Here is a 25,880-nt window from a genome sequence, read left to right as displayed (position 1 = left end):
CTCTAGCATATTATATGTAGATTTGTTTATAATGAATGGTATGATTTTCTATATAGATGGAAACCAGATGAAATCATTACATACATTTTATCCAATATCCAATTAGTAGTAGAGAGGGGTTGCCTTAATGAGTATTTCACAGTTAACAAATGATGAAATTCAAGAGCTATCAATGATGGAGCTTGCCCTAATGCTTTTGGAAGAAGAAAAGCAGGCCATTGATTTCTATGATTTATTTAATAAAGTTGCAGGAATAAAAGGTTTATCTCAGGAAGAAAAGGACGATCGCATTGCTCAGTTTTATACTGATATGAACGTGGACGGTCGCTTTTTATGCATCGGTGAAAATCGTTGGGGGCTGCGAAGCTGGTACCCATATGATCAAGTTGATGAAGAGGTTACTGTGCCGGCTAAGGCTAAGAAGAAAAAAGGCAAGAAGAAGGTTGCCAAGGATGATGACTTCGATGACTATGATGAAGAGGAAGATTACGAGGAAGAAGACGAAGATTATCTTGATGATGACGATGAACTAGAAGAAGACGATCTGCTTGATGATGAGGATGACTTCGACGATGAAGAAGAAGAAGAGGATTTAGATGAGTTCGATGACATCGATGAAGCAGAAGACGAAGAAGAGGACGAAGACCTCTTAGATGAAGATGAATTTGATCTGGACGAAGATTTTGATGATGCCGATCTAGATGATGAAGAGGAAGAAGACGAAGATTTTGACGATGAGGAAGAAGACAAAGATTAATTTATGAATAGCAGACTAGGTGGATCTCCTTTGAAGGGCCACCCTTTTCCATCTTTCCAGCAATTATGACAATCTTTTTTCCTACTTGACTTTAAAAGTCGAAATCGGTAGAATCTTTCTTGGGCTCTCATAAAACAATTTTGTTTGTTTACATTAAATGCAAAAGTGCTCCCTTCTTAAGGGCTGCACTTTTTTTGTTTTTTCCCCTTAATTAATCATTTTTGTAAAACATCACATACTAATATAGATGTTTCTTTTTATTTCAAGGTTTTCATTTTTCATTCATCAATTTTATTAAGTTTTTAGAAAGAGGGGAAAGGAATGACGAAATATATTTTCGTTACTGGAGGCGTTGTGTCTTCACTTGGTAAAGGGATCACCGCCGCTTCATTAGGTCGTTTATTAAAAAATCGCGGAGTGAATGTGACAATTCAAAAATTTGATCCATATATAAATGTGGACCCGGGAACAATGAGTCCATATCAGCACGGTGAGGTTTTTGTAACAGATGATGGCGCTGAAACGGATTTGGATTTAGGTCACTATGAGCGTTTTATCGACATCAATTTAAGTAAATACAACAATGTGACGACAGGAAAGATTTATTCTACGGTTATAAAAAAAGAGCGCCGTGGCGATTATTTAGGCGGTACTGTACAGGTTATCCCGCACATCACAAATGAAATTAAAGATCGCGTATTCCGCGCTGGTCGTGAAACAAACGCGGATGTCGTTATTACGGAAATTGGCGGTACGGTTGGGGATATCGAATCATTGCCTTTCCTAGAAGCAATTCGCCAAATTAAAAGCGATATTGGCAGCGAAAATGTTATGTACATTCACTGTACATTGATTCCATATATTAAAGCAGCTGGTGAGATGAAAACTAAGCCAACGCAGCACAGTGTTAAAGAACTGCGCAGTCTTGGTATTCAGCCAAATGTGATTGTTACTCGTAATGAAATGCCAGTCACACAAGATATGAAGGATAAAATTGCGCTTTTCTGTGATATTGATGCAAAATCAGTTATCGAATGTCGTGATGCAAAAAATCTTTACGAAATTCCATTAGCACTTCAACAACAAGGCTTTGATCAAATTGTTGTCAATCATTTAAAGCTAAATGCAAAAGATGCCGATATGGTGGAGTGGGAAGCTTTAGTTGAAAAAGTAGCGAACCTTTCTAAAGAAGTTACGATCGGATTAGTAGGAAAATACGTGGAGCTTCAAGATGCATATATTTCAGTAGTAGAAGCGATGCGCCATGCCGGCTATAACTATGATGCCGATATTAAAGTGAAATGGATTAACGCAGAACATGTAACGGCAGAAAATGTTGGCGAGCTACTTGGCGATGTTGACGGTATCCTTGTTCCAGGCGGATTTGGTGATCGTGGAATTGAAGGGAAAATCGAAGCAACACGCTTTGCTCGTGAAAATAAAGTGCCATTCCTTGGCATTTGCTTAGGAATGCAGCTTGCTACAGTTGAATTTGCACGTAACGTACTAGGCTATACTGATGCAAACTCATCAGAAATTAATTCGGATACACCATACCCAATCATTGATTTATTACCGGAGCAAAAAGATGTGGAGGATTTAGGCGGAACATTGCGCTTAGGCCTATATCCATGCGTGCTAAAGGAAGGTACAACAGCTTTTTCGGCATACGACGACGAGTTAGTATATGAGCGTCACCGTCATCGTTATGAATTCAATAATCAATATCGTCAAGCATTTGAAGACGCTGGCCTTGTATTCTCAGGAACAAGCCCTGACGGCCGTTTAGTCGAAGTTATCGAAGTAAAAGATCACCCATGGTTCGTGGCATGTCAATTCCACCCAGAATTCAGATCAAGGCCAACAAGACCACAACCACTATTCAGAGAATTTATTCATGCATCACTGAATCATAAAGAGTAGGTAAAAATAAAGGGAGGCACAGTCGCATTGGTCATTACATTGCGGCTGTGCCTTCCTTTATTTGATAAATTCACTATTATACACATAAAAGATTCACAAAACACCTGTATTGTTGCGCTATAGGAACCATTGAAAAAAACTGTCGATATTTTCTCGCTACTTTATGCAGGAATTAGATGAAAACTAGAGAATAAGTATACTATATTTTAATTTGGAACAATATGTGAACTAGACGGGGTGATATCTTGAGTAAAAAACTATTAATTGTGGATGATCAGTACGGAATTAGAATATTATTAAATGAAGTTTTTCAAAAAGAAGGATATCAAACGTTCCAAGCATCAAATGGAATGCAAGCATTACAAATTGTGGAACAAGACCGACCTGATCTTGTTTTGCTTGATATGAAAATTCCTGGAATGGATGGTATTGAAATTTTAAAAAGATTAAAAGAGATGGATCAATCGATTGAGGTCTTTATTATGACTGCTTATGGTGAGTTAGATATGATCCAGCAAGCGAAAGATTTAGGTGCACGCACTCATTTCGCTAAACCATTTGATATAGATGAAATTCGTGCAGCTGTAAAGGCACAGGCTCCTCTTGAGGCGTAGAAAAAAGAAGCATTATCAACTTAAAAAAATTTTATAATCTAAAACTTTGGGCATCCTAAATTATAGTAGGAAACATGCCCACATGCGTTCGCTTGCACATAAACTTATACAAGCCGTGTATATCAAACACATACAATAACTTTAAAGTGACAATAATTGGGCATTCAGGCATATTCATTTTAACTTTATTCTAGGGAATAAAGCTAAAGCTTCCGGTGGATGTCATAGATAAAATCTGGGCACAAATACGCCAAGGAGCATTTGATTGTGCTATACTAAATCTGTTGTACATAATAATTTTTTTGATGATTAGGGAGGACATGAAACAATGCCTTTAGTGTCAATGACTGAAATGTTGAACAAAGCGAAAAATGAAGGATATGCTGTAGGTCAGTTTAACATCAACAATCTAGAGTATACTCAAGCAATTTTACAAGCTGCTCAAGCAGAAAATTCTCCGGTAATTCTTGGTGTTTCTGAAGGTGCCGCTAAATATATGGGCGGATTTAAGACCGTTGTAGCAATGGTGAAAGGGCTTATGGAATATTATGAAATGACTGTTCCGGTTGCAATTCATCTTGACCATGGTTCTAGCTTTGAAAAATGTGTAGAAGCTATGTATGCGGGTTTTACATCTGTAATGATTGACGGCTCTCATTATCCGTTAGAAGAGAACATCGAATTAACAAAACGAGTTGTTGATGTTGCACATACAATCGGGATTTCAGTTGAGGCTGAATTAGGCCGCATCGGTGGTCAAGAAGACGATTTAGTCGTTGATGATGCTGAAGCTATGTATGCGATTCCGGCTGAGTGTGATCGATTAGTACGTGAAACAGGCGTAGATTGCTTTGCACCTGCTTTAGGTTCTGTTCATGGACCATACAAAGGCGAGCCGAAACTTGGCTTTGATCGCATGAAGGAAGTTATGGAATTAACAGGCGTGCCATTAGTATTACACGGTGGTACTGGAATTCCAACGAAAGATATTCAAAAAGCTATTTCTTTAGGAACTGCAAAAATTAACGTAAATACAGAAAACCAAATTACTTCCACAAAAACAGTTCGTAAAGTTTTAGAGGAAAAACCAGAGCTTTACGATACACGTAAATTTATGGGCCCAGCTCGCGATACAATTAAGGAAACAGTTATTGGAAAAATTCGCGAATTTGGTTCATCTAACAAAGCTTAATTTTTCCTACCCATATTTATAAAAAAATAGAAAGACATGACTTGCCGCCAATAACGGCGGTCCTCGATGTCCTTTCTTATACTATAATTCATAAAATTGTATACTTTATAGTACAAGGAAACCGCCCGGTAAAAAGGCGGTTTCAGTTTTGGCATGCATATCTGTCTGCATTTTCTTTTATATTTTTTTACCTAATAAAGTCATAAAAAAATTGGAGGGACCAAAATGAAATTTTTCATAGATACTGCTAATATTGATGAAATTCGTGAGGCGAATGCGTTAGGTGTTTTGGATGGTGTGACAACGAATCCTAGTCTAGTAGCTAAAGAGAATGTATCATTCCATGATCGTTTGAAGGAAATTGCGGCTGAGGTTACTCAAGGTTCAATCAGTGCTGAAGTCCTGTCCTTAAAAGCGGAAGAGATGATTGAAGAAGGCAAAGAGCTTGCGGCGATCGCTCCTAATATTACTATTAAGGTACCGATGACGCCGGACGGATTAAAAGCAGTAGCAGCTTTTAAAAAGCTTGGAATTAAAACAAATGTGACGCTTATTTTCTCAGCTAATCAAGCACTTTTAGCAGCAAGAGCAGGGGCTGCTTATGTTTCTCCATTTCTAGGACGTTTAGATGATATTGGTCATGATGGCTTAGCGTTAATTGAGCAAATTGCTGATATTTTTGCGATCCATGATATCGGAACGGAAGTTATTGCGGCTTCCATCCGCCATCCAATGCATATTACGGAAGCGGCATTGAAAGGCGCTCATATTGCAACGGTTCCTTTTAAGGTCATCATGCAGTTGTTTAACCATCCATTGACTGAAGCGGGGATTGAAAAATTTTTAGCTGATTGGAATAAAAATAAATAAAAAGCCGATAATTATATGACGGGTTCCCCTGTATGATCCCAAAAATAATACACATACAAAATGTTTTTTGGTGTAAACTAATAGGTAAAAGAAAAATTGTAAAGGGGGCGCAGATTGGCGAAAATGGAAAAGTTAAAAGTTGAAGGCGGTCATCGTTTAAGAGGGACTGTCCGCATAAGTGGAGCCAAAAATAGTGCTGTTGCCTTAATACCTGCTGCTATTTTAGCAGATTCAACTGTAACAATAGAAGGTTTGCCTAATATTTCTGATGTACATACATTATGTGGACTGTTGGAAGAAATAGGTGGAACGGTTTCTTTAGATGAAGATACGGTTACGATCGATCCCTCCAAGATGGTTTCAATGCCATTGCCGAACGGGAAGGTTAAAAAGCTTCGAGCTTCCTATTATTTAATGGGAGCGATGCTTGGCCGTTTTAAGCAGGCTGTGATCGGGCTGCCGGGTGGCTGTCATCTTGGTCCTCGCCCGATTGATCAGCATATTAAAGGCTTTGAAGCGCTAGGTGCAACTGTTACGAATGAACAGGGTGCGATCTATTTGCGTGCCGATGAATTAGTAGGAGCACGAATTTATCTTGATGTCGTTAGTGTGGGCGCTACGATCAATATTATGCTTGCAGCGGTAAGAGCAAAGGGTCAGACGATCATTGAAAATGCAGCCAAAGAGCCTGAAATCATTGATGTTGCCACGATTCTTACTAGTATGGGAGCTAAGATAAAAGGTGCAGGTACAGACATCATTCGGATTGATGGTGTTGATCATTTGCACGGCTGCCGTCATACGATCATTCCCGACAGGATTGAAGCCGGAACGTATATGATTATGGCTGTTGCTCAGGGTGAAGAAGTTTTGATTGATAATGTGATTCCGCATCATCTGGAATCGTTGATTGCCAAACTTCGAGAAATGGGCGCCAATATTAAAATTATGGATGACCAAGTTCTTATTACAAGAGTACCGGAACTTAAAATGGTTGATATTAAAACCCTCGTTTATCCGGGATTTCCGACGGATCTTCAACAGCCTTTTACTTCTTTATTAACAAATGCAATTGGAACGGGACTTGTAACGGATACGATTTATGGTGCCCGTTTTAAGCATATTGATGAGTTAAGAAGAATGAATGCCAATGTAAAAGTGGAAGGACGTTCTGCCATCATTACGGGCCCTGTTAGATTGCAAGGAGCAAAGGTGAAGGCTTCTGATTTAAGAGCCGGTGCAGCACTCGTTGCCGCTGGTCTTATGGCAGATGGAATTACGGAAATAACCGGGTTGGAGCATATTGACCGCGGTTACGAGGATTTAGTAGACAAGCTGACGAATTTGGGTGCCGTGATTTGGCGCGAAAATATGACGGAAACTGAAATAAATAACTTTCAAAATTCGTAGAAAAGCGTAGGCGACCGTTTAGCGACGAAAAAACTGGAGCGCATCGACTGAGATAAAGGAATCACGACGAACATAGAGAGTCGATGATGACTTATCGTAGGGAGGTGAGCGAAGTTTTACGAGTCGCTGGTCGCTGGAGCTGGACAAGTAGAAAAGCGGAAGCGCCCGTTTAGTGAAGTTTACTAGTCGCTGGGTGCTGGAGCTAGACAATAATGTGGAAATCTAAAACCATGGGAGAGGAATCGAATATGGAAAGAAGTTTAACAATGGAATTAGTGCGGGTAACAGAAGCAGCTGCCCTAGCATCAGCAAGATGGATGGGAAGAGGAAAAAAAGAAGCTGCAGACAACGCTGCAACTGAAGCAATGCGTAAAGTATTTGACACAATTCCAATGCAAGGAACTGTTGTGATCGGTGAAGGAGAAATGGACGAAGCACCAATGCTTTATATTGGTGAAGAGCTGGGCACTGGGCATGGTCCAGAAGTGGACGTAGCTGTTGACCCGCTTGAAGGTACAAATATTCTTGCAGCGGGAACTTGGGGAGCTTTTGCGGTCATTGCGATTGCTGACCGTGGCAATCTTTTACATGCACCGGATATGTATATGGATAAAATTGCTGTTGGTCCAGAATGTGCTGGCAAAATCGATATTAACGCACCAGTTATTGAAAATTTAAAGGCTGTTGCCAAAGCGAAAAATAAAGCGATCGAGGACGTTGTGGCGATTGTTTTAAACCGCCCGCGCCATGACCAAATTATTTCTGAAATTCGTGAAGCAGGTGCCCGCATTAAATTGATCACTGATGGTGACGTTGCGGCTGCATTGAATACTGCTTTTGACTTTACAGGCGTGGACATTATGTTTGGGATTGGTGGAGCTCCTGAGGGAGTTTTAGCTGCCGTTGGTTTGAAATGCTTAGGGGGAGAACTGCAAGGGAAACTTAAACCGCAAAACGATGAAGAGCTAAGACGCTGCCACGAAATGGGCATCGCAGATGTTGATAAAGTTTTAACAATGGACGACCTTGTAAAAGGCGACGACTGCATTTTCGCTGCTACTGGGATCACCGACGGAGAACTTTTGAAAGGCGTTCAGTTTAAAGAAGGAAGCATTGGCACAACCCAATCATTAGTTATGCGTGCAAAATCTGGAACTGTTCGCTTCATCGACGGCCGTCACAGCCTAAAAACAAAACCAAATCTAGTAATGAAATAAAAGTGAAGCATACAAACATCAGATGATTTTTAGGCCTCGGTTTCGGGGCCTAAGTTAAATTAAACAGAACAACTGTTTGACCAATCTGAATAGTGTATGGTATACTAATTCTAATAGTCTACCAAGATGCAATTTGTTTTATAATAGAGATAAAACTACAAAATTAACTTCACGACTATAGTTTCACCCTTCTCTCAAATTAACTTCCTTGCTTTTATTTTATTAATTCCTTATTTTGGTCTTTGAATATTTTTATTTTTCAAAAAATTAAAAGAGTGGTGTAAAAATGTCTGTATCTATTTCTCATTTAGAAAATATGAAATTAAAAGAATTGTACGAGCTTGCCCGTGAATTGAAAATTTCTTATTACAGTAAGCTGAACAAAAAAGAACTTATTTTTTCAATCTTAAAAGCAAGAGCAGAACAAGACGGTTTATTATTCATGGAAGGTGTTTTGGAAATCATCCAGTCGGAAGGTTTTGGCTTCCTGCGACCGATCAACTATTCACCAAGCTCTGAGGATATCTACATATCCGCTTCCCAAATTAGAAGATTTGACTTGCGAAATGGTGACAAAGTATCTGGTAAAGTTCGACCGCCGAAAGAAAATGAACGCTACTATGGGTTGCTCCATGTTGAAGCTGTTAATGGCGATGACCCTGAAACTGCAAAAGAAAGAGTGCACTTCCCAGCGTTAACACCTCTATATCCCGACCGCCATATGGTTCTTGAAACCGAATCCCATCATCTTTCTACAAGAATTATGGATTTATTAGCTCCAGTTGGTTTTGGTCAGCGTGGTTTAATCGTAGCACCTCCAAAGGCAGGAAAAACAGTTCTACTAAAAGAAATTGCAAATAGCATTACAACCAATCATCCCGAAGCTGAATTAATCGTATTATTAATCGACGAGCGCCCAGAGGAAGTAACCGATATTGAACGCTCTGTCGTTGGTGATGTTGTAAGTTCAACCTTTGATGAAGTGCCTGAAAATCACATCAAAGTAGCAGAACTTGTTTTAGAAAGAGCCATGCGTTTAGTTGAGCATAAAAAAGATGTTATTATTCTTATGGATAGTATTACTCGCCTTGCGAGAGCCTATAACCTAGTAATTCCACCAAGTGGAAGAACATTATCTGGAGGTATCGACCCTGCAGCTTTCCACCGTCCGAAGCGTTTCTTTGGGGCTGCCCGTAATATTGAAGAGGGTGGAAGCTTAACCATTTTAGCAACTGCGCTTGTCGATACAGGTTCAAGAATGGATGATGTTATTTACGAGGAATTTAAAGGAACAGGTAACATGGAGCTGCATCTTGACCGCAGTCTTGCAGAGCGCCGTATCTTCCCAGCCATTGACATTCGCCGTTCAGGAACACGGAAAGAAGAGTTGTTATTACCGAAGAATCATTTGGACAAACTATGGGCAATCCGTAAAACAATGACGGATACACCTGATTTTGTAGAACGCTTCTTAAAGCGCTTAAAAAATACAAAAACCAACGAGGAATTCTTCCAAAAGATGGACGAAGAAATGCGTGGAGTAACTAAAAGGTAATTAAAATAGGGACGCAAAATGCTGAAATTATATGGCATTTCTTGCCGATTAAGGGCCTTTTGTACAGGCTGATAAGGGTAGAAATGTATTCTTGCATTACGAATACATTCCTGTTATAATCTTTTCATGTGTGTTAAGTTAAACTCTGTTTCCTCAGGATTCAGGGCGGAAGGAGATGAAAATCATGAAACAAGGAATTCACCCTAACTATAAAACAGTAATGGTGACATGTGCTTGCGGAAATGAATTTGAGAGCGGATCAGTAAAGGATGCAGTAAAGGTAGAAATTTGTTCTGAATGCCATCCATTCTATACTGGACGTCAAAAGTTCGCTGATGCTGGCGGCCGTGTGGATCGCTTCAAGAAAAAATACAATCTTAAGTAATCATTTTTATTCAAAGATCAATGCATGCGCCTTAGCATGAGTACATTGATTTTGGATAATTAGAATAACTATGAGGGGCTGTTTCAAAGTGTCTATCTGCCATCCTTTATGGGTGTAGATAAATCCGCATATAGGTATGTGGTGTCGGGCACATTTGAGATAAGCCCTTTTTACTTTTAACCTGTTAATGGTAAAAACAACATGATTTACAAGGGGAGATCGTCGTGTACGTTATGAAGCAAAGCGGTTGGATCGAGGTCATTTGTGGAAGCATGTTTTCCGGAAAATCAGAGGAACTCATCAGACGCATTAGGCGGGCAGAGTACGCAAAGCTGACTGTTCAAGTTTTTAAGCCGATTATCGATAATCGGTATAGCAAATCCTCTGTTGTTTCCCATAATGGAACCTCTGTCATAGCAAAACCAGTTGAAAATTCAGCACGAATCATAGAATTAGTAAATCCTGAGACAGATGTTATCGGGATCGATGAAGTACAATTTTTTGATGATGAAATCGTTGAAGTAGCACAGCTTTTAGCAAATAAGGGCTACCGCATCATTTGCGCGGGACTTGACCAGGACTTCCGTGGGGAGCCATTTGGCTCCGTGCCAAAGTTAATGGCATTGGCAGAATCAGTCACAAAGCTTCAAGCCATTTGTGTTGTTTGTGGCTCACCAGCAAGTCGAACCCAACGATTAATCAACGGAAAACCAGCTTCTTATCATGACCCTGTTATCTTAGTTGGGGCATCAGAAGCATACGAATCACGTTGTCGCCATTGTCATCAAGTACCAGGGAAACCTGTGAGTAAAAAAACAAATATATCAGCAATTATATAGAAAAGTGTGCAATATGCAGAGGAAAAGTCCGTCTGCATTTTATTTTTGCCTTGATGGTTTTTCCTCAATGGTCTAGCTGACTTCTACGATTGAAACCGATTTTACTTATAATTACCTGTATTGATCGCTTTGTTTTTTGGCAACCTATTTTTTAGGAGGTGTAGTCAATGAATAAGGCGTTTGTTTTTTTATTGATGCTTATACTTACCGTACTTACTGCATGTGGAACAATGAACAATGGTAATCAATTTGGCTTTCAGTCTGAAACCAGTGACACATTGAGAGATAACGAAGAATCAGGGCGGAAGGATGTTTCCTATGTAGAAGGGGAAATAACGGATATTGCTGATCGAAACCCGAACTTTCTAGACCTGAACACCGAAAATGAAGCTCATAATAACCATGGGGCCTACCAACAAAAGCTACGTGAAATCGTTGAAAGCACCAATGCCTTCAACGCAGGCATGATCTATATCAATGGTCACAAAGCAATCGTTAACGTGACGCCAAAGCGCAATCTATCTAGAGACGACCTTCACTGGCGAACGGATGACCTTCAAAGAAAACTAGCCAACGCCGTCCCACGCTACAAAATCGACTTACGAGTAAACAATAATAATGCATAATAATCCTCGCAAAGTGTCTGGTACTCCTTCCCAAACAAAAGTACTGGACACTTTTCTTGACTTTGGGCACAGGCACCACTGACGTGCCAACTAATGTCCCATCCGCTGCCCCATCTTCTTTACCACAAATATAATTTCACTATAATTTTGACTAGCAATATCACTTATACTATAATTGAAATGTTATGGACTAATTAATGAGGTGACTATGTGTGTTAGACCGTTTACAAGCGATTGAAAACCGATATGAGAAATTAAATGAACTACTAAGTGACCCAGATGTCATTAGTGATACAAATAAATTACGTGAGTATTCAAAAGAACAGTCAGGAATTGAGGAGACTGTTCAGGTTTACCGTGAATATAAAGAGGTACTTGAGCAATTGAAGGATGCAAAAGCAATGCTTGAGGAAAAATTAGATGCTGAAATGCGCGAAATGGTGAAGGAAGAGGTATCGGAGCTTTCTGAACAGGAAGAACAACTTTCGGAACGGATGCGAATTTTACTTTTACCAAAAGATCCGAACGATGACAAAAACGTTATCGTTGAAATTCGTGGTGCTGCCGGTGGAGACGAAGCGGCATTGTTTGCCGGTGACCTGTTCCGTATGTACAGCCGTTATGCTGAAGCGCAAGGCTGGAAGCCGGAAGTTATTGAAGCGAACTCAACCGGAATTGGTGGCTACAAGGAAATTATTTTCATGATTAACGGTAACGGCGCTTATTCTAAAATGAAGTTTGAAAATGGCGCTCACCGCGTACAACGTGTGCCGGAAACCGAATCTGGCGGTCGCATCCATACATCGACTGCAACAGTTGCTGTACTTGCTGAAGCGGAAGAGGTTGAGGTAGAAGTTCATGAGAAAGACATCCGTGTAGACACATTTGCGTCAAGCGGACCCGGTGGACAAAGTGTTAACACAACGATGTCTGCTGTACGTTTGACCCACATCCCGACTGGTATCGTCGTTTCATGTCAAGATGAAAAGTCGCAAATCAAGAACAAAGAAAAAGCAATGAAGGTATTACGTGCCCGTATTTATGATAAATTCCAGCAGGAAGCACAGGCTGAATACGATCAAAACCGTAAATCAGCCGTTGGAACAGGAGACCGTTCTGAACGTATCCGTACGTACAACTTTCCGCAAAACCGTGTAACAGACCACCGCATTGGTTTAACAATTCAAAAGCTTGATCAAATTTTACAAGGAAAACTTGATGAAATTATTGATGCGTTAATTTTGGATGACCAAGCGAAAAAAATGGAGCAAGCTGAGTAATGAAACCAACATTTACAAAAATACACGAAGCCCTCAATTGGGCTTCTTCTTTTTTAGAAAAACAAAATAGAGAACCATTTGCGGCTGAACTTTTACTAAGACATCACCTTCAAATGTCACGGGCACAGCTCTACGCATCAATAAGAGATCAATGGATGGACGAAAAGACTAAGGAAGCTTTTATCGAAGATGTCTATCAATATGCTGGTGGCACACCTGTCCAATACTTAATGGGATATGAATTTTTTTACGGAAGAAAGTTTGAAGTGAACGAGGAAGTGTTGATCCCACGCCCGGAAACGGAAGAATTAATAGAAGGTGTTTTAAAAAGAAAAAAAGAGCACTTTAGCGGTCGTTCGGAAAAACTCAACGTTGTTGATATTGGAACAGGAAGCGGCATCATCGCGATTACATTGGCGCTTGAGGATCCAGCGCTTCGAGTAACCGCAACAGATATCGCGGAGGAATCGCTTGAAGTGGCCCATAAAAATGCACAAAATCTTGAGGCACCATCAATCTGCTTTATTCAAGGGGATTTATTGACGCCATTCTTGGAGCGTGGTGAAAAGTTCGACATAATCGTCTCCAACCCTCCCTATATTCCGGAAGGGGACATTGAGAATTTGTCCGACATTGTCAAAGACCATGAACCTATCCGAGCGCTGGTTGGCGGTACAGACGGCCTTGACCTATACCGACGCTTTATGGATCAATTGCCGCATGTTGTAGAAGACCATGCTTTGATTGCCTTCGAAATTGGGGTAGGCCAAGGAGAAAACGTTGCTGATATGCTCCAGAAAACTTTTCAGCACAAAGGCATTCATGTTGAAATCGTCCATGATATCAACGGAAAAGACAGGATGGTATTTGGGAGGTTCTGATCGGGTAGCTATTCCGAGTAAAGCATTTATATTTACGGGTAAAGCCTTGGGATTTCCGGCTGAGCTCTTGATGATCCGTGTCAACAGCCGGATTTCCGCAAGCATGCCCGCCCCGGCAGCCCAATCTACAAATCTATTAAATTATTTTTATAAAAATTTAATTCTGCTAGTTTAAGATGTTTTGTTTTTGTCCACACTGTCTTAGTAAGGACGGTGGAGATAAAATGAAAAAACAAACACAAGCAATCATATTCATGCTTTTAATTTTAATAGGTGCAAATTTAATTCAAATTTTTGATAGAGCAATCGTAGAGGCGAAGGGGCCAGTTGTAATTCCGGATGAAGCCATTAGATTACGAATTCTTGCAAATAGTGATTCAAACGAAGACCAAGCATTAAAAAGAAAAGTTCGTGATGCGGTAAACGCTGAAATCACGAAATGGGTTGAGGATTTAACTTCCATTGAGGCAGCTAGAACTTTAATTGACAACCGCGTTCCGGAAATTGAAAAAATCACTTATCAAGTATTAGAACAGGAAGGCAGCAACCAAAAGGTTCATGTTGATTTTGACAATGTAAATTTCCCAACAAAAATTTATGGCAACTTTATTTACCCGGCTGGCCAATATGAAGCAATTTTAATTTCACTTGGTAATGCTGAAGGTGCAAATTGGTGGTGCGTACTGTTCCCACCGCTATGCTTCCTAGATTTTTCAAATGGTGATGCAGTAAAGCAAGCAGATGAAGAATCTAAACCAGCTACAGCAGATTCACAGGAAAAAGTAGTAGTAAAATCATTTATCGTAGAATTAATTGAAAAATTACTAGGTGCATTCTAATGAGAATGTTAATCATAAATAAAAAATTAATAGAATTAATAGTCATGAGATCTACTTTTCGATCATAGCTTTTAGTAAATGGGTTAGGGGGCGGTGTGAGCCGCGGGGTCTGGGCCATGGGGTCGGGAACTGTGTCCCAGAAATCTGTGTCCCACTCCGCAAATCGCGTAAATACACCGCTAAAAATGAAAAGTAGGGAGTGACATTTAACATGCAAATTATTCGTAAAGCAAAACACGATGATATTAATAGAATTGAACAACTAGTAGGGCAGGCGGGCCTACAAACGCATGGAATTGAACAAAATGTGGATAACTTTTTAATTATGGAAAAAGAAACACACAGCCTGTCCACAAATGGGGATGATCAGTCTCTTGTTGCTGTGGTCGGATTTGAATTTCAGCAACAAAATGGGCTATTGAGATCTTTTGTTATCAATGAAAAGTCGGATCAACTTAGTATTTTAGAAATCATGAGGGCGGTTATTGATTATTCGAAAAAAAATAGTCTGCGGAAGCTGTTTTTATGCACAAGACATCAACGATCTGTTAAACTTTTTCACATGCTAGGGTTCCAGTTGGCTGATGAAACACCTGTGGAAATGTTAGATTTTGAGCACTATCAAAACATAAATAATGAACAACCTGTGATTATGTATTATACTTTTTAGTGATTGAAAGAGGTTCAAAACAATTTTCTATACAAAAATATTGGAATAACTAACAAAATCCACAAAGTTATCCACTTTTTTAAGAGAATTATCCACATTATGTGGATAATTTTGTTTATACCGATTAATATAAAATACAGAAAATAGCGATATAGCAAGAGAAGGGACTAAAATATGAATAATTTAGAAACACATCATTGGATTGTGGACAAAAATTCATCGGAACTCACAAGTAATCCACAAATTAAAAACGCTGCCATGTGGATAAGTAGGGGAGAAGTGGTCGCCTTTCCAACAGAAACGGTGTATGGGTTAGGGGCCAATGCCTTGTCAGATCAAGCGATTTCGAAGATTTATGAAGCAAAAGGACGCCCAAGTGATAATCCGCTAATTGTCCACATATCCAATATTAATCAATTAAATAAGTTAGTTAAAAATATTCCAGCTGTGTCTCAAAAATTAATGGATTCATTTTGGCCAGGCCCATTAACGATTATTTTTGAAAGCAATTCGGTTGTTTCTCCAAAAGTGACAGCCGGTTTACAAACAGTGGCGATTCGAATGCCTGACCATCCGGTAGCCCTCGCTTTAATAGAGGCTGCGGATGTACCAGTGGCTGCACCGAGTGCCAATCTATCTGGAAAACCGAGTCCGACCAATGCGGACCATGTTTTGCACGATTTGAACGGAAGAATTGCTGGTGTGGTGGATGGTGGTGCAACCGGTGTCGGCGTAGAATCCACAGTCATTGATTGTACATGCACTCCGCCAATAATTTTGCGCCCAGGTGGAGTAACTAGAGAAGAAATAGAAGCAGTGATTGGATCTGTAGCTGTGGATAAGGCCCTTTTGGAAAAAGACGAAGCTCCCAAATCACCGGGCATGAAATATACGCATTATGCACCAAAAGCACCGTTGTATATCGTAGACGGCCCCCGTGATTTTATCCAAAAGCTCATTGATGAAGAGCACCAAAACGGTAAAAAAGTGGGAATGTTGACAACTGAAGAAAATAAACAGAACTATAATGCGGATATCGTAATAACCTGTGGATATCGTGAAGATTTAAAAACCGTTGCCCACCATTTGTATGACAGCCTTCGCGCTTTCGACGAAGAAAAAATCGATATTATATTCAGCGAAAGCTTTCCGCAAACCGGCGTAGGCGAGGCCGTAATGAATCGCCTATCCAAAGCTGCCGGAGGAAACATAATAAAAGAATAAAATGTGGACAAGTACCACCGGTGTCACAACTGATGCCCCAATATAATTTTTTCTCAATAATTCTAAAACTCCATGGACGTGCATATGTTATACAAGCACGTCTGAGGGGGAAAGACGATGGGAATAACAGAACTAATTGGGGAGATCATAACGCTCTCCATCATGGCAATAGCTCTTGGAATGGACGCCTTTTCGTTAGGCTTGGGAATGGGTATGATTCGACTCCGTTTAAAGCAAGTGTTCTACATAGGAATCACAATCGGAATTTTTCATGTAATAATGCCGCTCTTGGGGATTGGCCTCGGGCGCATGATTTCTGTTCATTTCAGTGGCATTGCTTCCTATATTGGCGGTGCACTTTTATTAATTTTGGGTCTACAGATGGTCGTATCATCTTTTAAATCGGGGCAGCAAACTCTTGTTACACCAATTGGATTTGGTTTAATTATTTTCGCGCTAAGTGTCAGCCTGGATAGTTTTTCGGTTGGTTTAAGCCTCGGGATATTTGGTGCACGGACAGCTGTAGCCATTTTTCTTTTTGGATTTTTCAGTATGGTCCTAACATGGGTGGGCTTGCTGCTCGGCAGAAAGGTTCAGACTTGGCTTGGGTCGTATGGCGAAGCCCTTGGTGGCAGTATCCTCCTCGCATTCGGGTTGAAGCTATTATTGCCATTTTGAAATTTACATGCTTTTTTTAAAAAAATAATGCACAAGGGATTTTAGCATGGAATCCTTTGTGCGTTTTTAATTGCTTTAGGTCATGCCAATTGATGAAGCTCAACCCTAGTCCTTATTTTGAACTTTTTTCGATTATTTTAATTAAATGATATTAGAAGTGGCCGGTTTGCTTTATAATATATAAATATATGGTAAAACTTTATGAGTGAAGGAGGGAGCTGCTTGCATAAAATTCTATTTATTTGTACGGGGAATACATGCAGGAGCCCGATGGCCGAGGCTATTTTTAAGCATAAAACGAATAATCGTTTTGAAGTAAGATCAGCTGGCATTTTTGCGCACGATGGGAGTTCAGCTTCCGCTCATTCAATTGAAATTTTAAAAAATCAATCTATACCAATTGATCATAAGTCGAAGCAGCTTACAACAGAGCTTGTTGCCTGGTCAGATTTAATTTTGACAATGGGAAATAGTCACAAGCAATTGATCCAGCAGCGCTATCCGAAGGCGACCGAAAAGGTTTTTAGTTTAAAAGAGTACGCCCTGAATAGGAAAGCTGATATTGCTGACCCATATGGTGGCTCATTGAATGACTACGAAAAAACTTTCAATGAAATTGAAGAGGCTATTCTTAAGCTTATTGAAAAATTGGACAATCAGGGTGAAGCAGATCAACATTAGACTTCCCACCAAGCCCAGATTTTTTTCTTATATAAAAATAATGTTTTGTGGAGATTAAAGGAGAAACAGTTCTGTACGAATATCGGGAGGCCATAATGCAGAGAAAATACAAGTTTAGCTTACGCATGAAAGTAGTAGTTTTCATCACCATTGTTTCAATTATAACCTATTCAACAAGTGCATTTTTCATATACTTCTTATATGATTATGCGAAAGATTTTATCTCAATTAGCGAAGAGATGTTTACAATTATTACCTTGTTGTTAGGAATTATTTGGTCGGGAATTCTTGCCTATTTTGCTGCTGGTTTTATCGTCAAACCGCTGCAAATTCTTGAAGCAGCCGTCTATAAGGCCGCTGGCGGTGATATTTCTGAGGATGCGAAGGTGTCAAAATCGGACGATGAAATTCGTTCTTTAGGACTTGCTTTTAATAACATGTTAAAATCATTAAGAACAATGGTTATCAATATTGAGCAAAACTTCCAAAGTACGAACCAAAATGTGGATCGTATTTCTGAAGCGTCAAAAACAGCAGCTATTCAAGCTGAGGCTATTTCGTCAACGCTCGAGGATATTGCAAACGGTGCGGAGCGCTCAGCCAGCGCGATCACATCAACGGTTGAATCGATTAATACGGTTACGGAAATTTCTCAGGAAGTATTAAAACATGCAACTGATTCTCAAGCGGTTTCCGCAAATATGGTTGTTTCTTTGGAAAATAGTAAAAAAGTCATTCGTTCGCTAGTCCAAGAAATTGAACTACTTGCAAAAGAAAATCAAGCATCGTTGGCGGTAGTTCAACGACTGGAGAAAAATGCGAAGGAAATTGAAAATATCATTTCATTAGTCGGAGATATCGCTGAGCAGACAAATCTCTTGGCGCTCAATGCTTCGATTGAGGCTGCACGTGCGGGCGAGCATGGCAAAGGTTTTGCCGTTGTAGCCGAAGAAGTTCGTAAATTAGCTGATGAAAGTAGACAAGCTGTTCATGGAATTTCCGACTTAGTTGGGAATATTCAAGTAGAAGTTAAAAATGTCGTTACCCAGATTCTTGAGCAAGTTGACACTGCTAATAAAGGTGCCGATAAGGGTATTGAAACGAATGAAGCGATTGAACAAATGACAGTGTCTGTTCATCAAATGGAGGAAGCTGTTCAACAAATTGCTGTTTTTGCCCAAAAACAAATGAGCTATATTCAAGATACATCGGCTCAATCAGAGGAAGTGGCAGCTATTGCCGAGGAAACTTCTGCGGGGTCTCAGGAAATTTCTGCAACGACGACTGAGCAGGCAGCGATGATTGAAGATATTGCAATTATTGCAGGTCAATTATCAGACCAAGCACAAACATTGAAGCAAACAATTAACCAATTTCAATTAGGAGGCAAATAAAATGAAAGTAGCAATCGCATCAGATCATGGTGGGATCCATATTAGAGCGGAGATTATAGCCCTAATGCAAGAAATGGGGATTGAGTATGAGGATTTCGGCTGTGAATGCAGCAACTCCGTAGATTATCCCGACTATGCAATTCCGGTCGCGGAAAAAGTCGCAAGCGGGGAGTTCGACCGCGGCATTTTGATTTGCGGAACAGGAATCGGTATGTCCATTTCAGCAAATAAGGTAAGAGGCATCCGTTGTGCGCTCGTTCATGACGTATTCAGTGCAAAAGCAACACGTGAGCACAATGATAGCAACATCCTCGCAATGGGTGAACGCGTAATTGGTCCAGGCTTGGCTAGAGAAATTGCAAAAACATGGCTCACAACCGACTTCGAAGGCGGCCGTCATTTAAATCGAATTACAAAAATTACAGATTACGAAAAAAAATAACAATGTAGTAGGATGGGGACCGTCTCGTCGACGACTTCCTCTCCCTCGAACGAAACATTCAATCAGGTTAGCAGGTGTATGCAAAATACCTGCTATTTTTGTATGCGAGCTGTGCCGCGGGGGGCGGGTTCTCCGTCCCAGATTGTGTGAGGTGGACGAGCCATGGGGTCGGTCCCCGCGTCCCAGCACATATCATCCAAGAAAGGAGCCCTTAAAAGTGGAAATAGATTTAAAACTTATAAAAATACAGCTTGAAACCGTGCTCGCAGACCTTCAGGCAGTGGCAAACCTTACATCAGACCACATCCTGGTCATTGGGTGCAGCACAAGTGAAGTCATCGGCAAACGAATTGGAACATCCGGAATGGACGAAGTTGCGAAAACAATTTTCTCAGTATTTCAAAATTTTAAGCAAAAAACAGGTGTACAGCTAGCATTCCAATGCTGTGAGCATTTAAACCGTGCCCTAGTCGTTGAAAAAGAAACCGCACAGCAAAAGCGGTTCGAGCCAGTATCTGTCATTCCGGTCAAAACAGCGGGAGGGGCAATGGCAACATACGCCTATAGACATTTTCAAAACCCGCAAATGGTAGAATTCATAAAAGCTGATGCCGGCATTGATATTGGTGACACATTTATTGGAATGCATATTAAGCACGTAGCGGTTCCAGTTCGTGGTAAAATAACAGAAATTGGACAAGCTCACGTTACGATGGTTCGGACAAGACCGAAGCTTATCGGTGGAGAGCGAGCAGTTTATTCGGATATAGAAGCGAACATTTCCTGCGAAAGCTAAAATTTTTTGGGTTTTTTATTAAAAATAAATATGTTACAATGGTTTACGAACATTAATATTCGGATTTTATCAAAAATTAATATATATATCTTAGGAGGAAAACATGGAACATTTAAAATCGCAAGACCAAGAGTTATATCAAGCAATCCAAGACGAACTTGGTCGTCAACGCAATAAAATTGAATTAATTGCGTCAGAAAATTTCGTAAGTGAAGCAGTAATGGAGGCACAAGGTTCAGTTTTAACAAACAAATATGCAGAAGGCTATCCTGGTAAACGTTACTATGGCGGCTGTGAGTATGTGGACGTAGCAGAAGATATCGCAAGAAATCGTGCGAAGCAAATCTTTGGAGCAGAGCATGTCAATGTTCAGCCACACTCAGGTGCACAAGCGAACATGGCGGTTTACTTCACAATTTTACAAACAGGGGATACAGTTCTAGGAATGAACTTATCACACGGAGGACATTTAACACACGGAAGTCCTGTTAACTTCAGTGGAATTCAATACAACTTTGTTGAGTATGGAGTCGACAAAGAAACACAACAAATCGATTATGAAGATGTTTTAGCAAAAGCTAAAGAACATAAGCCGAAATTGATCGTAGCAGGCGCAAGTGCATATCCTCGTGAAATTGACTTTGCGAAATTCCGCGAAATTGCTGATGAAGTGGGAGCTTACTTAATGGTCGATATGGCTCACATCGCTGGTCTTGTGGCAGCCGGCCTGCACATGAATCCTGTACCATACGCTGATTTCGTAACAACAACTACACATAAAACATTACGTGGACCACGTGGCGGTATGATTTTATGTAAACAAGAATTTGCTCAAAAAATTGATAAAGCAATCTTCCCTGGAATCCAAGGCGGTCCATTAATGCACGTAATCGCAGCAAAAGCTGTTGCATTCGGTGAAGCACTACAAGACAGCTTTAAAGAATATGCCGGGAATATTAAAGACAACGCAAAACGTCTTGGAGAAGGCCTGCAAAAAGAAGGCTTAACACTAGTATCAGGCGGTACAGACAACCACTTATTATTAATCGATGTAAGTAAATTAGGATTAACAGGAAAAGTAGCTGAAAAAGCATTAGATGATGTCGGCATCACTGTTAACAAAAATACCATTCCATTCGACCAAGAAAGCCCATTTGTAACAAGCGGTATCCGTATTGGTACAGCTGCAGTTACAAGCCGCGGTTTTGGTCTAGAAGAAATGGACGAAATTGCATCAATCATTGGCTTAACATTAAAAAATGTAGATAACGAAGAAAAATTGGCTGAAGCGGCGAAGCGTGTAGAAGATTTAACTTCAAAATTCCAATTATATCCGAATCTATAATTAATAAGAGCCATGGGGTCGGGATCTATGTCCCGAATGAGGTCAGAGGGTCGGGACCCTCTGGCTCACCGCCCCATTGACCCACCGTCAAGGTAGCCTGACGCCCCATCAACCCTTCACTGCTTCCGAAAGACAATCATCCCGATAATCATAGGAATAATCATAAGCAGCCCCGTTGTTAAAGAGGGGATTGGTATCTTCGTAGCATAAATTGAGCCGAATTCACCTAAAAATCCGCTTATTATAAAAGGAATCGCCGTTTTTGTTTTATTTGCTCCCACCTTTGCATAAAACCAAGAATCCCATACCGCATAGACATAGAAACCCGGATAAAATAACAAACCATCGTAAATAACTGCCTCCAGTGCTTGTTGATGAAACCCGTTAAAATCAAGGTGAATGGCCTTGTTTATATTGGCAGACGCATTAACGTAATGTTCTAGTATTACAAAGAAAATCCCTTTTATAAATTGCCGATTATATATTTGGCCAAACCCTGGCATAAGCATTGAAAATAGAGCTGAAATAACCCTCATTAGCAAAGTTCCTTTATTCATTACTTCTAATTTATTATTTACAAGTAATTTACAGTTTATTCCAAGCAGTTGCAATACAGTGTAAAGGAATTTTAAACTATAAGTAAAAAACTGTGATAAAATTATAAAAATCAGGGGTCCGGGGGTGAGTATTTGAAAAAGCAGCCTTTTCTTTTTTTAATTGGAGGTATTTTTTCTTTAATGATTGCAATGGGAATCGGGAGATTTACATATACGCCAGTACTACCGTTGATGCAAAATGCGATTGGCTTCTCTGACGCCATGGCTGGGTACCTGGCAACAAGCAATTACGCTGGATATTTGGTCGGGGCATTCATTACAAGTGTCGTACCATTGAACAACAATCGGACGTTCCTTCTAAGACTAAGTCTAATTATTAGTATCTCAACAACTGCCATTATGGGTTTATCACATTCTTTTATATTCTGGTTTATCCTTCGTTTTCTATCGGGTGTGGCAAGCGCTTTTGTATTCGTGTTGGCCTCCAGTATTGTTTTAGACAAACTGGCTGCCAGAAACAAAACAAATTGGTCTGGTTTTTTTTACAGTGGTGTAGGGTTTGGAATTTTCACTACAGGATTGTTCACGCCAGCTCTAAACCGCTTTTTCCAGTGGGAAGGTGTATGGGTTGGGCTCGGAATTGTAGCAGCTATTCTAACACTCTTTGTTTGGATTCTGCTCGTAGATTATCCTAATTCGATTGAAAAAACAAATAATCAAGTAGTCAGAAACCAGGTGCCACCCGCTAAATGGCTTCCATGGTTAGTTGCGGCTTACGGTTTAGAGGGCTTGGGCTATATTGTAACAGGAACATTTATCGTTTCTTTTGCTGAAAAAATGTTGCCAACCAGCAGCGCTGCAACCTTTATCTGGATGATCGTAGGCTTGGCTGCCATCCCGTCATGTGCAATTTGGTCATTGATTGGAAAAAGGTGGGGACTTATAAAATCCTTGATTTTTGCGATGGTATTACAATCTCTCGGCATCGCACTACCGGTGATGTGGATGTCGGCAACTAGCTTAATGATCAGTGCCGCACTATTTGGTGCAACATTTATGGGTATCACCACCCTGGCAACAACTATCGCGCGTCAAATGAATCTATCCAATACGAGCCGACTTATTGGCTATATGACGGCCATTTATGCAATCGGCCAAATGATCGGACCAACAATTGCAGGTCTTTTATCATCGGTCACACATAGCTTCAACTCGGCATTAATAGGGGCGGCAGCGGTTGTATTCCTCGGAGCATGCCTAATTATGAATGGAATTAAATTTGAGAAAAAAACGGCTCAAGAAGTTGAGTGGGAGAACGTACAATCCAACAGCAACTAAAAATTTTTATATAATCAAAATTACTCCAAAGTCGATTTCTAAGTAAATCGGCTTTTATATTTTTGTTTTTGTACCAGCCCGCTACGCAGTTGCAGCGTCAGTTTTATTTTTTCGAACTATCCCAATTTTCTTTTATATCTATTTTAGCCGATGACTTTTCCCAATTCACTTGTCTCTATTACTATTTTCTTATACAATTTACTAGATAGACACAATTTGACCAAAGTAGGCAAATTTTTTAACCTTATTCGGCAATTTTTTTTATGCGACGAGTAATCGCAGGAGCAGAATTCTCTTAATTCCATAACTGGTGGCGGGATGTGCTTTTTTCGGCCATCATAGAATCCACATAATTTGTCCAAATATGTCAACTGTGCTGCCCTCATTCTTTTTTGAAATAAAAGCAATATCTTTCAAAAATATAAAAATGGGCAAAATACATAATGTGAAAATGAGAAAAGGAGACGGTAAGATGGGAAAAATTCATGTTTTTGATCATCCGTTAATTCAACATAAGCTTACAATGATTCGTGACAAAAATACGGGTACAAAAGAATTTCGCGAGCTGGTAGACGAAATTGCTAGTTTAATGGCTTTCGAAGCAACACGTGACCTTCCACTTAAGGAAGTAACCGTTGAAACACCAGTAGCAACGGCTAAAGCAAATGTGCTTGCAGGTAAAAAGCTGGGTCTAATTCCAATTTTACGTGCAGGTCTTGGAATGGTAGACGGTATTTTAAAGCTGATTCCGGCTGCAAAGGTTGGTCATGTTGGTCTATACCGTGACCCTAAAACGCTAATGCCTGTCGAATACTATGTGAAGCTTCCATCTGACATCGAAGAGCGCGAGTTCATCGTTTTAGATCCAATGCTTGCTACAGGAGGCTCAGCTGCTGCTGCGATTACTTCTTTAAAAACACGCGGTGCCACTCATATTCGTTTAATGTGTGTCATTGCTGCTCCTGAAGGTGTTGAAGTGGTTCAAAAAGAACATCCTGATGTTGATATTTATATTGCTGGATTAGATGAAAAATTGAATGACCACGGCTATATTGTTCCAGGTTTAGGAGATGCGGGAGACCGTCTTTTCGGAACAAAATAATCGCCGTTTACTATGCACATGCCACTCAATAGTAGTGGCAAGTTGCTTATTTAGCCCAAAATACCTTGGTCGCTTTGTTCGGAACAATTAATTGGAGTGAATAAAAATGTCAAAACGAATTAAAGTTTTAACGACTTTTGGAACTAGACCGGAAGCGATTAAAATGTGCCCGCTTGTGCTGGAACTGGAAAAACGCCCGGAACAGTTTGAATCCATTGTTGCGGTAACAGCTCAGCATCGCCAAATGCTCGATCAGGTTTTAGAAATTTTTAATGTAAAACCTGATTACGATCTAAACATCATGAAGGACCGCCAAACACTTATCGATGTGACAACTAGAGGGCTTGAAGGTTTGGATGCTGTTATCAAAGAGGTCAAACCGGACATCGTGCTTGTTCATGGCGATACGACAACAACGTTTATCGCGAGCCTTGCTGCGTATTATAATCAGGTTGCGGTGGGGCATGTTGAAGCCGGCTTACGGACTTGGAATAAATATTCGCCATTTCCGGAGGAGATGAACCGCCAATTAACAGGCGTGATCGCTGACCTTCATTTTTCACCGACGGAAAAAGCCTTCGAAAACCTTACGAATGAAAATAAAAAGCAAGAGGCAATCTTTATCACCGGAAATACAGCGATTGATGCTTTAAAAACTACGGTAAAAGAAGATTATACAAATGAGGTTCTTGAAAAAGTAAGCGGGGGCAGACTTGTACTTGTGACAGCACACCGTCGCGAAAACCTTGGGGAGCCGATGCGCAATATGTTCCGTGCGATTCGCCGCATCGTAGATGAGTTCACTGATGTTCAGGTCATTTACCCTGTCCATATGAATCCTGCTGTACGTGAAATTGCTGGTGAAATTTTGGGCGGACATGATCGCATTCAATTAATTGAACCGCTTGATGTGATTGACTTCCATAACTTTGCCGCTCGTGCTCATTTAATTTTGACCGATTCCGGCGGCGTTCAGGAGGAGGCGCCATCGCTTGGAGTTCCAGTTCTCGTATTACGCGACACGACGGAGCGCCCGGAAGGAATCGAAGCCGGCACATTGAAGTTGGCCGGAACAGATGAGGATACAGTCTATCGTTTAGCATCCGACTTGCTTACAGATCAGGCTGAATATGAAAAAATGGCAAAAGCTTCGAACCCATACGGAGATGGAAAAGCCAGCGAACGCATTGCTGAAGCCATCCGCTACCATTTTGGTCAAATCGAACAACGCCCAGAAGCATTTTTATAATAGAAAAGCGGAAGCG

At 40.4% G+C, this 25,880-nt stretch carries 26 protein-coding genes; 25 read left to right on the top strand and 1 reads right to left on the bottom strand.

Going from position 1 to position 25,880, the window contains the following annotated elements:
* Positions 1-127 precede the first annotated feature (127 nt).
* The 22 genes from rpoE to BAZO_RS18995 all read left to right on the top strand — a co-directional run bounded on the left by rpoE (position 128) and on the right by BAZO_RS18995 (position 21,618).
* The gene (gene rpoE / locus BAZO_RS19105; protein WP_003333107.1) at positions 128-757 is read left to right on the top strand and encodes a DNA-directed RNA polymerase subunit delta; all 630 of its coding nucleotides are present in this window, start codon (positions 128-130) and stop codon (positions 755-757) included.
* Between the two features lie 321 nt (positions 758-1,078).
* Positions 1,079-2,680: a CTP synthase gene (locus BAZO_RS19100; RefSeq protein ID WP_003333106.1), complete on the top strand. Its 1,602-nt coding sequence runs from the start codon at positions 1,079-1,081 to the stop codon at positions 2,678-2,680.
* Between the two features lie 245 nt (positions 2,681-2,925).
* Positions 2,926-3,294 (top strand): response regulator, encoded by a 369-nt coding sequence (locus tag BAZO_RS19095; protein WP_003333105.1) that lies wholly within the window; start codon positions 2,926-2,928, stop codon positions 3,292-3,294.
* 328 nt (positions 3,295-3,622) lie between these two features.
* Entirely contained in the window at positions 3,623-4,486 is an 864-nt protein-coding gene (gene fba / locus BAZO_RS19090) for a class II fructose-1,6-bisphosphate aldolase (RefSeq protein WP_003333103.1), read from the top strand.
* 225 nt (positions 4,487-4,711) lie between these two features.
* The gene (gene fsa / locus BAZO_RS19085) at positions 4,712-5,356 is read left to right on the top strand and encodes a fructose-6-phosphate aldolase (RefSeq protein ID WP_003333102.1); all 645 of its coding nucleotides are present in this window, start codon (positions 4,712-4,714) and stop codon (positions 5,354-5,356) included.
* A 123-nt stretch (positions 5,357-5,479) separates the two neighbouring features.
* A complete protein-coding gene (locus BAZO_RS19080; RefSeq protein ID WP_003333101.1) occupies positions 5,480-6,766 on the top strand; it encodes a UDP-N-acetylglucosamine 1-carboxyvinyltransferase in 1,287 nt (428 codons plus the stop codon).
* Between the two features lie 248 nt (positions 6,767-7,014).
* Positions 7,015-7,983: a class II fructose-bisphosphatase gene (gene glpX, locus BAZO_RS19075; RefSeq protein ID WP_003333100.1), complete on the top strand. Its 969-nt coding sequence runs from the start codon at positions 7,015-7,017 to the stop codon at positions 7,981-7,983.
* A 286-nt stretch (positions 7,984-8,269) separates the two neighbouring features.
* Positions 8,270-9,538 carry a transcription termination factor Rho gene (gene rho / locus BAZO_RS19070; protein WP_003333099.1) on the top strand — a complete coding sequence of 423 codons (1,269 nt, stop codon included), beginning with the start codon at positions 8,270-8,272 and terminating at the stop codon, positions 9,536-9,538.
* Positions 9,539-9,722: 184 nt separating this feature from the next.
* Positions 9,723-9,923 carry a 50S ribosomal protein L31 gene (gene rpmE, locus BAZO_RS19065; protein ID WP_003333098.1) on the top strand — a complete coding sequence of 67 codons (201 nt, stop codon included), beginning with the start codon at positions 9,723-9,725 and terminating at the stop codon, positions 9,921-9,923.
* A gap of 224 nt (positions 9,924-10,147) precedes the next feature.
* Positions 10,148-10,762: a thymidine kinase gene (locus BAZO_RS19060; RefSeq protein ID WP_039957790.1), complete on the top strand. Its 615-nt coding sequence runs from the start codon at positions 10,148-10,150 to the stop codon at positions 10,760-10,762.
* Between the two features lie 167 nt (positions 10,763-10,929).
* Positions 10,930-11,388 carry a hypothetical protein gene (locus BAZO_RS19055; RefSeq protein ID WP_003333096.1) on the top strand — a complete coding sequence of 153 codons (459 nt, stop codon included), beginning with the start codon at positions 10,930-10,932 and terminating at the stop codon, positions 11,386-11,388.
* Positions 11,389-11,600: 212 nt separating this feature from the next.
* Positions 11,601-12,668: a peptide chain release factor 1 gene (prfA, locus tag BAZO_RS19050; protein WP_003333095.1), complete on the top strand. Its 1,068-nt coding sequence runs from the start codon at positions 11,601-11,603 to the stop codon at positions 12,666-12,668.
* A complete protein-coding gene (prmC, locus tag BAZO_RS19045) occupies positions 12,668-13,549 on the top strand; it encodes a peptide chain release factor N(5)-glutamine methyltransferase (protein ID WP_003333094.1) in 882 nt (293 codons plus the stop codon). The genes prfA and prmC overlap by 1 nt, the downstream gene beginning before the upstream one ends.
* Positions 13,550-13,773: 224 nt before the next feature.
* Positions 13,774-14,388, top strand: coding sequence for a stage II sporulation protein R (gene spoIIR / locus BAZO_RS19035; protein ID WP_003333091.1), 615 nt, complete (start codon positions 13,774-13,776; stop codon positions 14,386-14,388).
* Positions 14,389-14,599: 211 nt separating this feature from the next.
* The gene (locus BAZO_RS19030; protein ID WP_003333090.1) at positions 14,600-15,058 is read left to right on the top strand and encodes a GNAT family N-acetyltransferase; all 459 of its coding nucleotides are present in this window, start codon (positions 14,600-14,602) and stop codon (positions 15,056-15,058) included.
* A 174-nt stretch (positions 15,059-15,232) separates the two neighbouring features.
* The gene (locus BAZO_RS19025) at positions 15,233-16,282 is read left to right on the top strand and encodes an L-threonylcarbamoyladenylate synthase (RefSeq protein ID WP_003333089.1); all 1,050 of its coding nucleotides are present in this window, start codon (positions 15,233-15,235) and stop codon (positions 16,280-16,282) included.
* Between the two features lie 117 nt (positions 16,283-16,399).
* Positions 16,400-16,960 (top strand): manganese efflux pump MntP, encoded by a 561-nt coding sequence (locus BAZO_RS19020; protein ID WP_003333088.1) that lies wholly within the window; start codon positions 16,400-16,402, stop codon positions 16,958-16,960.
* A 222-nt stretch (positions 16,961-17,182) separates the two neighbouring features.
* Positions 17,183-17,641 (top strand): low molecular weight protein arginine phosphatase, encoded by a 459-nt coding sequence (locus BAZO_RS19015; RefSeq protein ID WP_003333087.1) that lies wholly within the window; start codon positions 17,183-17,185, stop codon positions 17,639-17,641.
* 95 nt (positions 17,642-17,736) lie between these two features.
* Complete coding sequence (locus BAZO_RS19010) at positions 17,737-19,035, top strand: methyl-accepting chemotaxis protein (RefSeq protein WP_003333086.1); 1,299 nt, start codon at positions 17,737-17,739, stop codon at positions 19,033-19,035.
* A gap of 1 nt (position 19,036) precedes the next feature.
* On the top strand, positions 19,037-19,477 hold the full coding sequence (gene rpiB / locus BAZO_RS19005) for a ribose 5-phosphate isomerase B (protein WP_003333085.1): 441 nt from the start codon (positions 19,037-19,039) through the stop codon (positions 19,475-19,477).
* Between the two features lie 217 nt (positions 19,478-19,694).
* Positions 19,695-20,273, top strand: coding sequence for a TIGR01440 family protein (locus BAZO_RS19000; protein ID WP_003333084.1), 579 nt, complete (start codon positions 19,695-19,697; stop codon positions 20,271-20,273).
* Between the two features lie 103 nt (positions 20,274-20,376).
* A complete protein-coding gene (locus BAZO_RS18995; protein WP_003333083.1) occupies positions 20,377-21,618 on the top strand; it encodes a serine hydroxymethyltransferase in 1,242 nt (413 codons plus the stop codon).
* Positions 21,619-21,734: 116 nt separating this feature from the next.
* Here BAZO_RS18995 and BAZO_RS18990 read toward each other — a convergent pair whose 3' ends face one another.
* Positions 21,735-22,154 carry a hypothetical protein gene (locus tag BAZO_RS18990; RefSeq protein ID WP_003333082.1) on the bottom strand — a complete coding sequence of 140 codons (420 nt, stop codon included), beginning with the start codon at positions 22,152-22,154 and terminating at the stop codon, positions 21,735-21,737.
* Positions 22,155-22,307: 153 nt separating this feature from the next.
* On the opposite strand from BAZO_RS18990, the gene BAZO_RS18985 reads away from it, so the two are divergent.
* The 3 genes from BAZO_RS18985 (at position 22,308) to wecB (ending at position 25,864) form a co-directional block, all read left to right on the top strand.
* Positions 22,308-23,513 carry a YbfB/YjiJ family MFS transporter gene (locus BAZO_RS18985; RefSeq protein WP_003333081.1) on the top strand — a complete coding sequence of 402 codons (1,206 nt, stop codon included), beginning with the start codon at positions 22,308-22,310 and terminating at the stop codon, positions 23,511-23,513.
* 472 nt (positions 23,514-23,985) lie between these two features.
* Positions 23,986-24,615, top strand: coding sequence for a uracil phosphoribosyltransferase (upp, locus tag BAZO_RS18980; protein WP_003333080.1), 630 nt, complete (start codon positions 23,986-23,988; stop codon positions 24,613-24,615).
* Between the two features lie 106 nt (positions 24,616-24,721).
* Positions 24,722-25,864: a non-hydrolyzing UDP-N-acetylglucosamine 2-epimerase gene (gene wecB, locus BAZO_RS18975; protein WP_003333079.1), complete on the top strand. Its 1,143-nt coding sequence runs from the start codon at positions 24,722-24,724 to the stop codon at positions 25,862-25,864.
* Positions 25,865-25,880 lie beyond the last annotated feature (16 nt).

Source organism: Schinkia azotoformans LMG 9581 (genome assembly GCF_000307855.1).
Lineage (GTDB): Bacteria > Bacillota > Bacilli > Bacillales > Bacillaceae_J > Schinkia > Schinkia azotoformans.
This window is presented reverse-complemented; position numbering and strand designations above follow the sequence as displayed.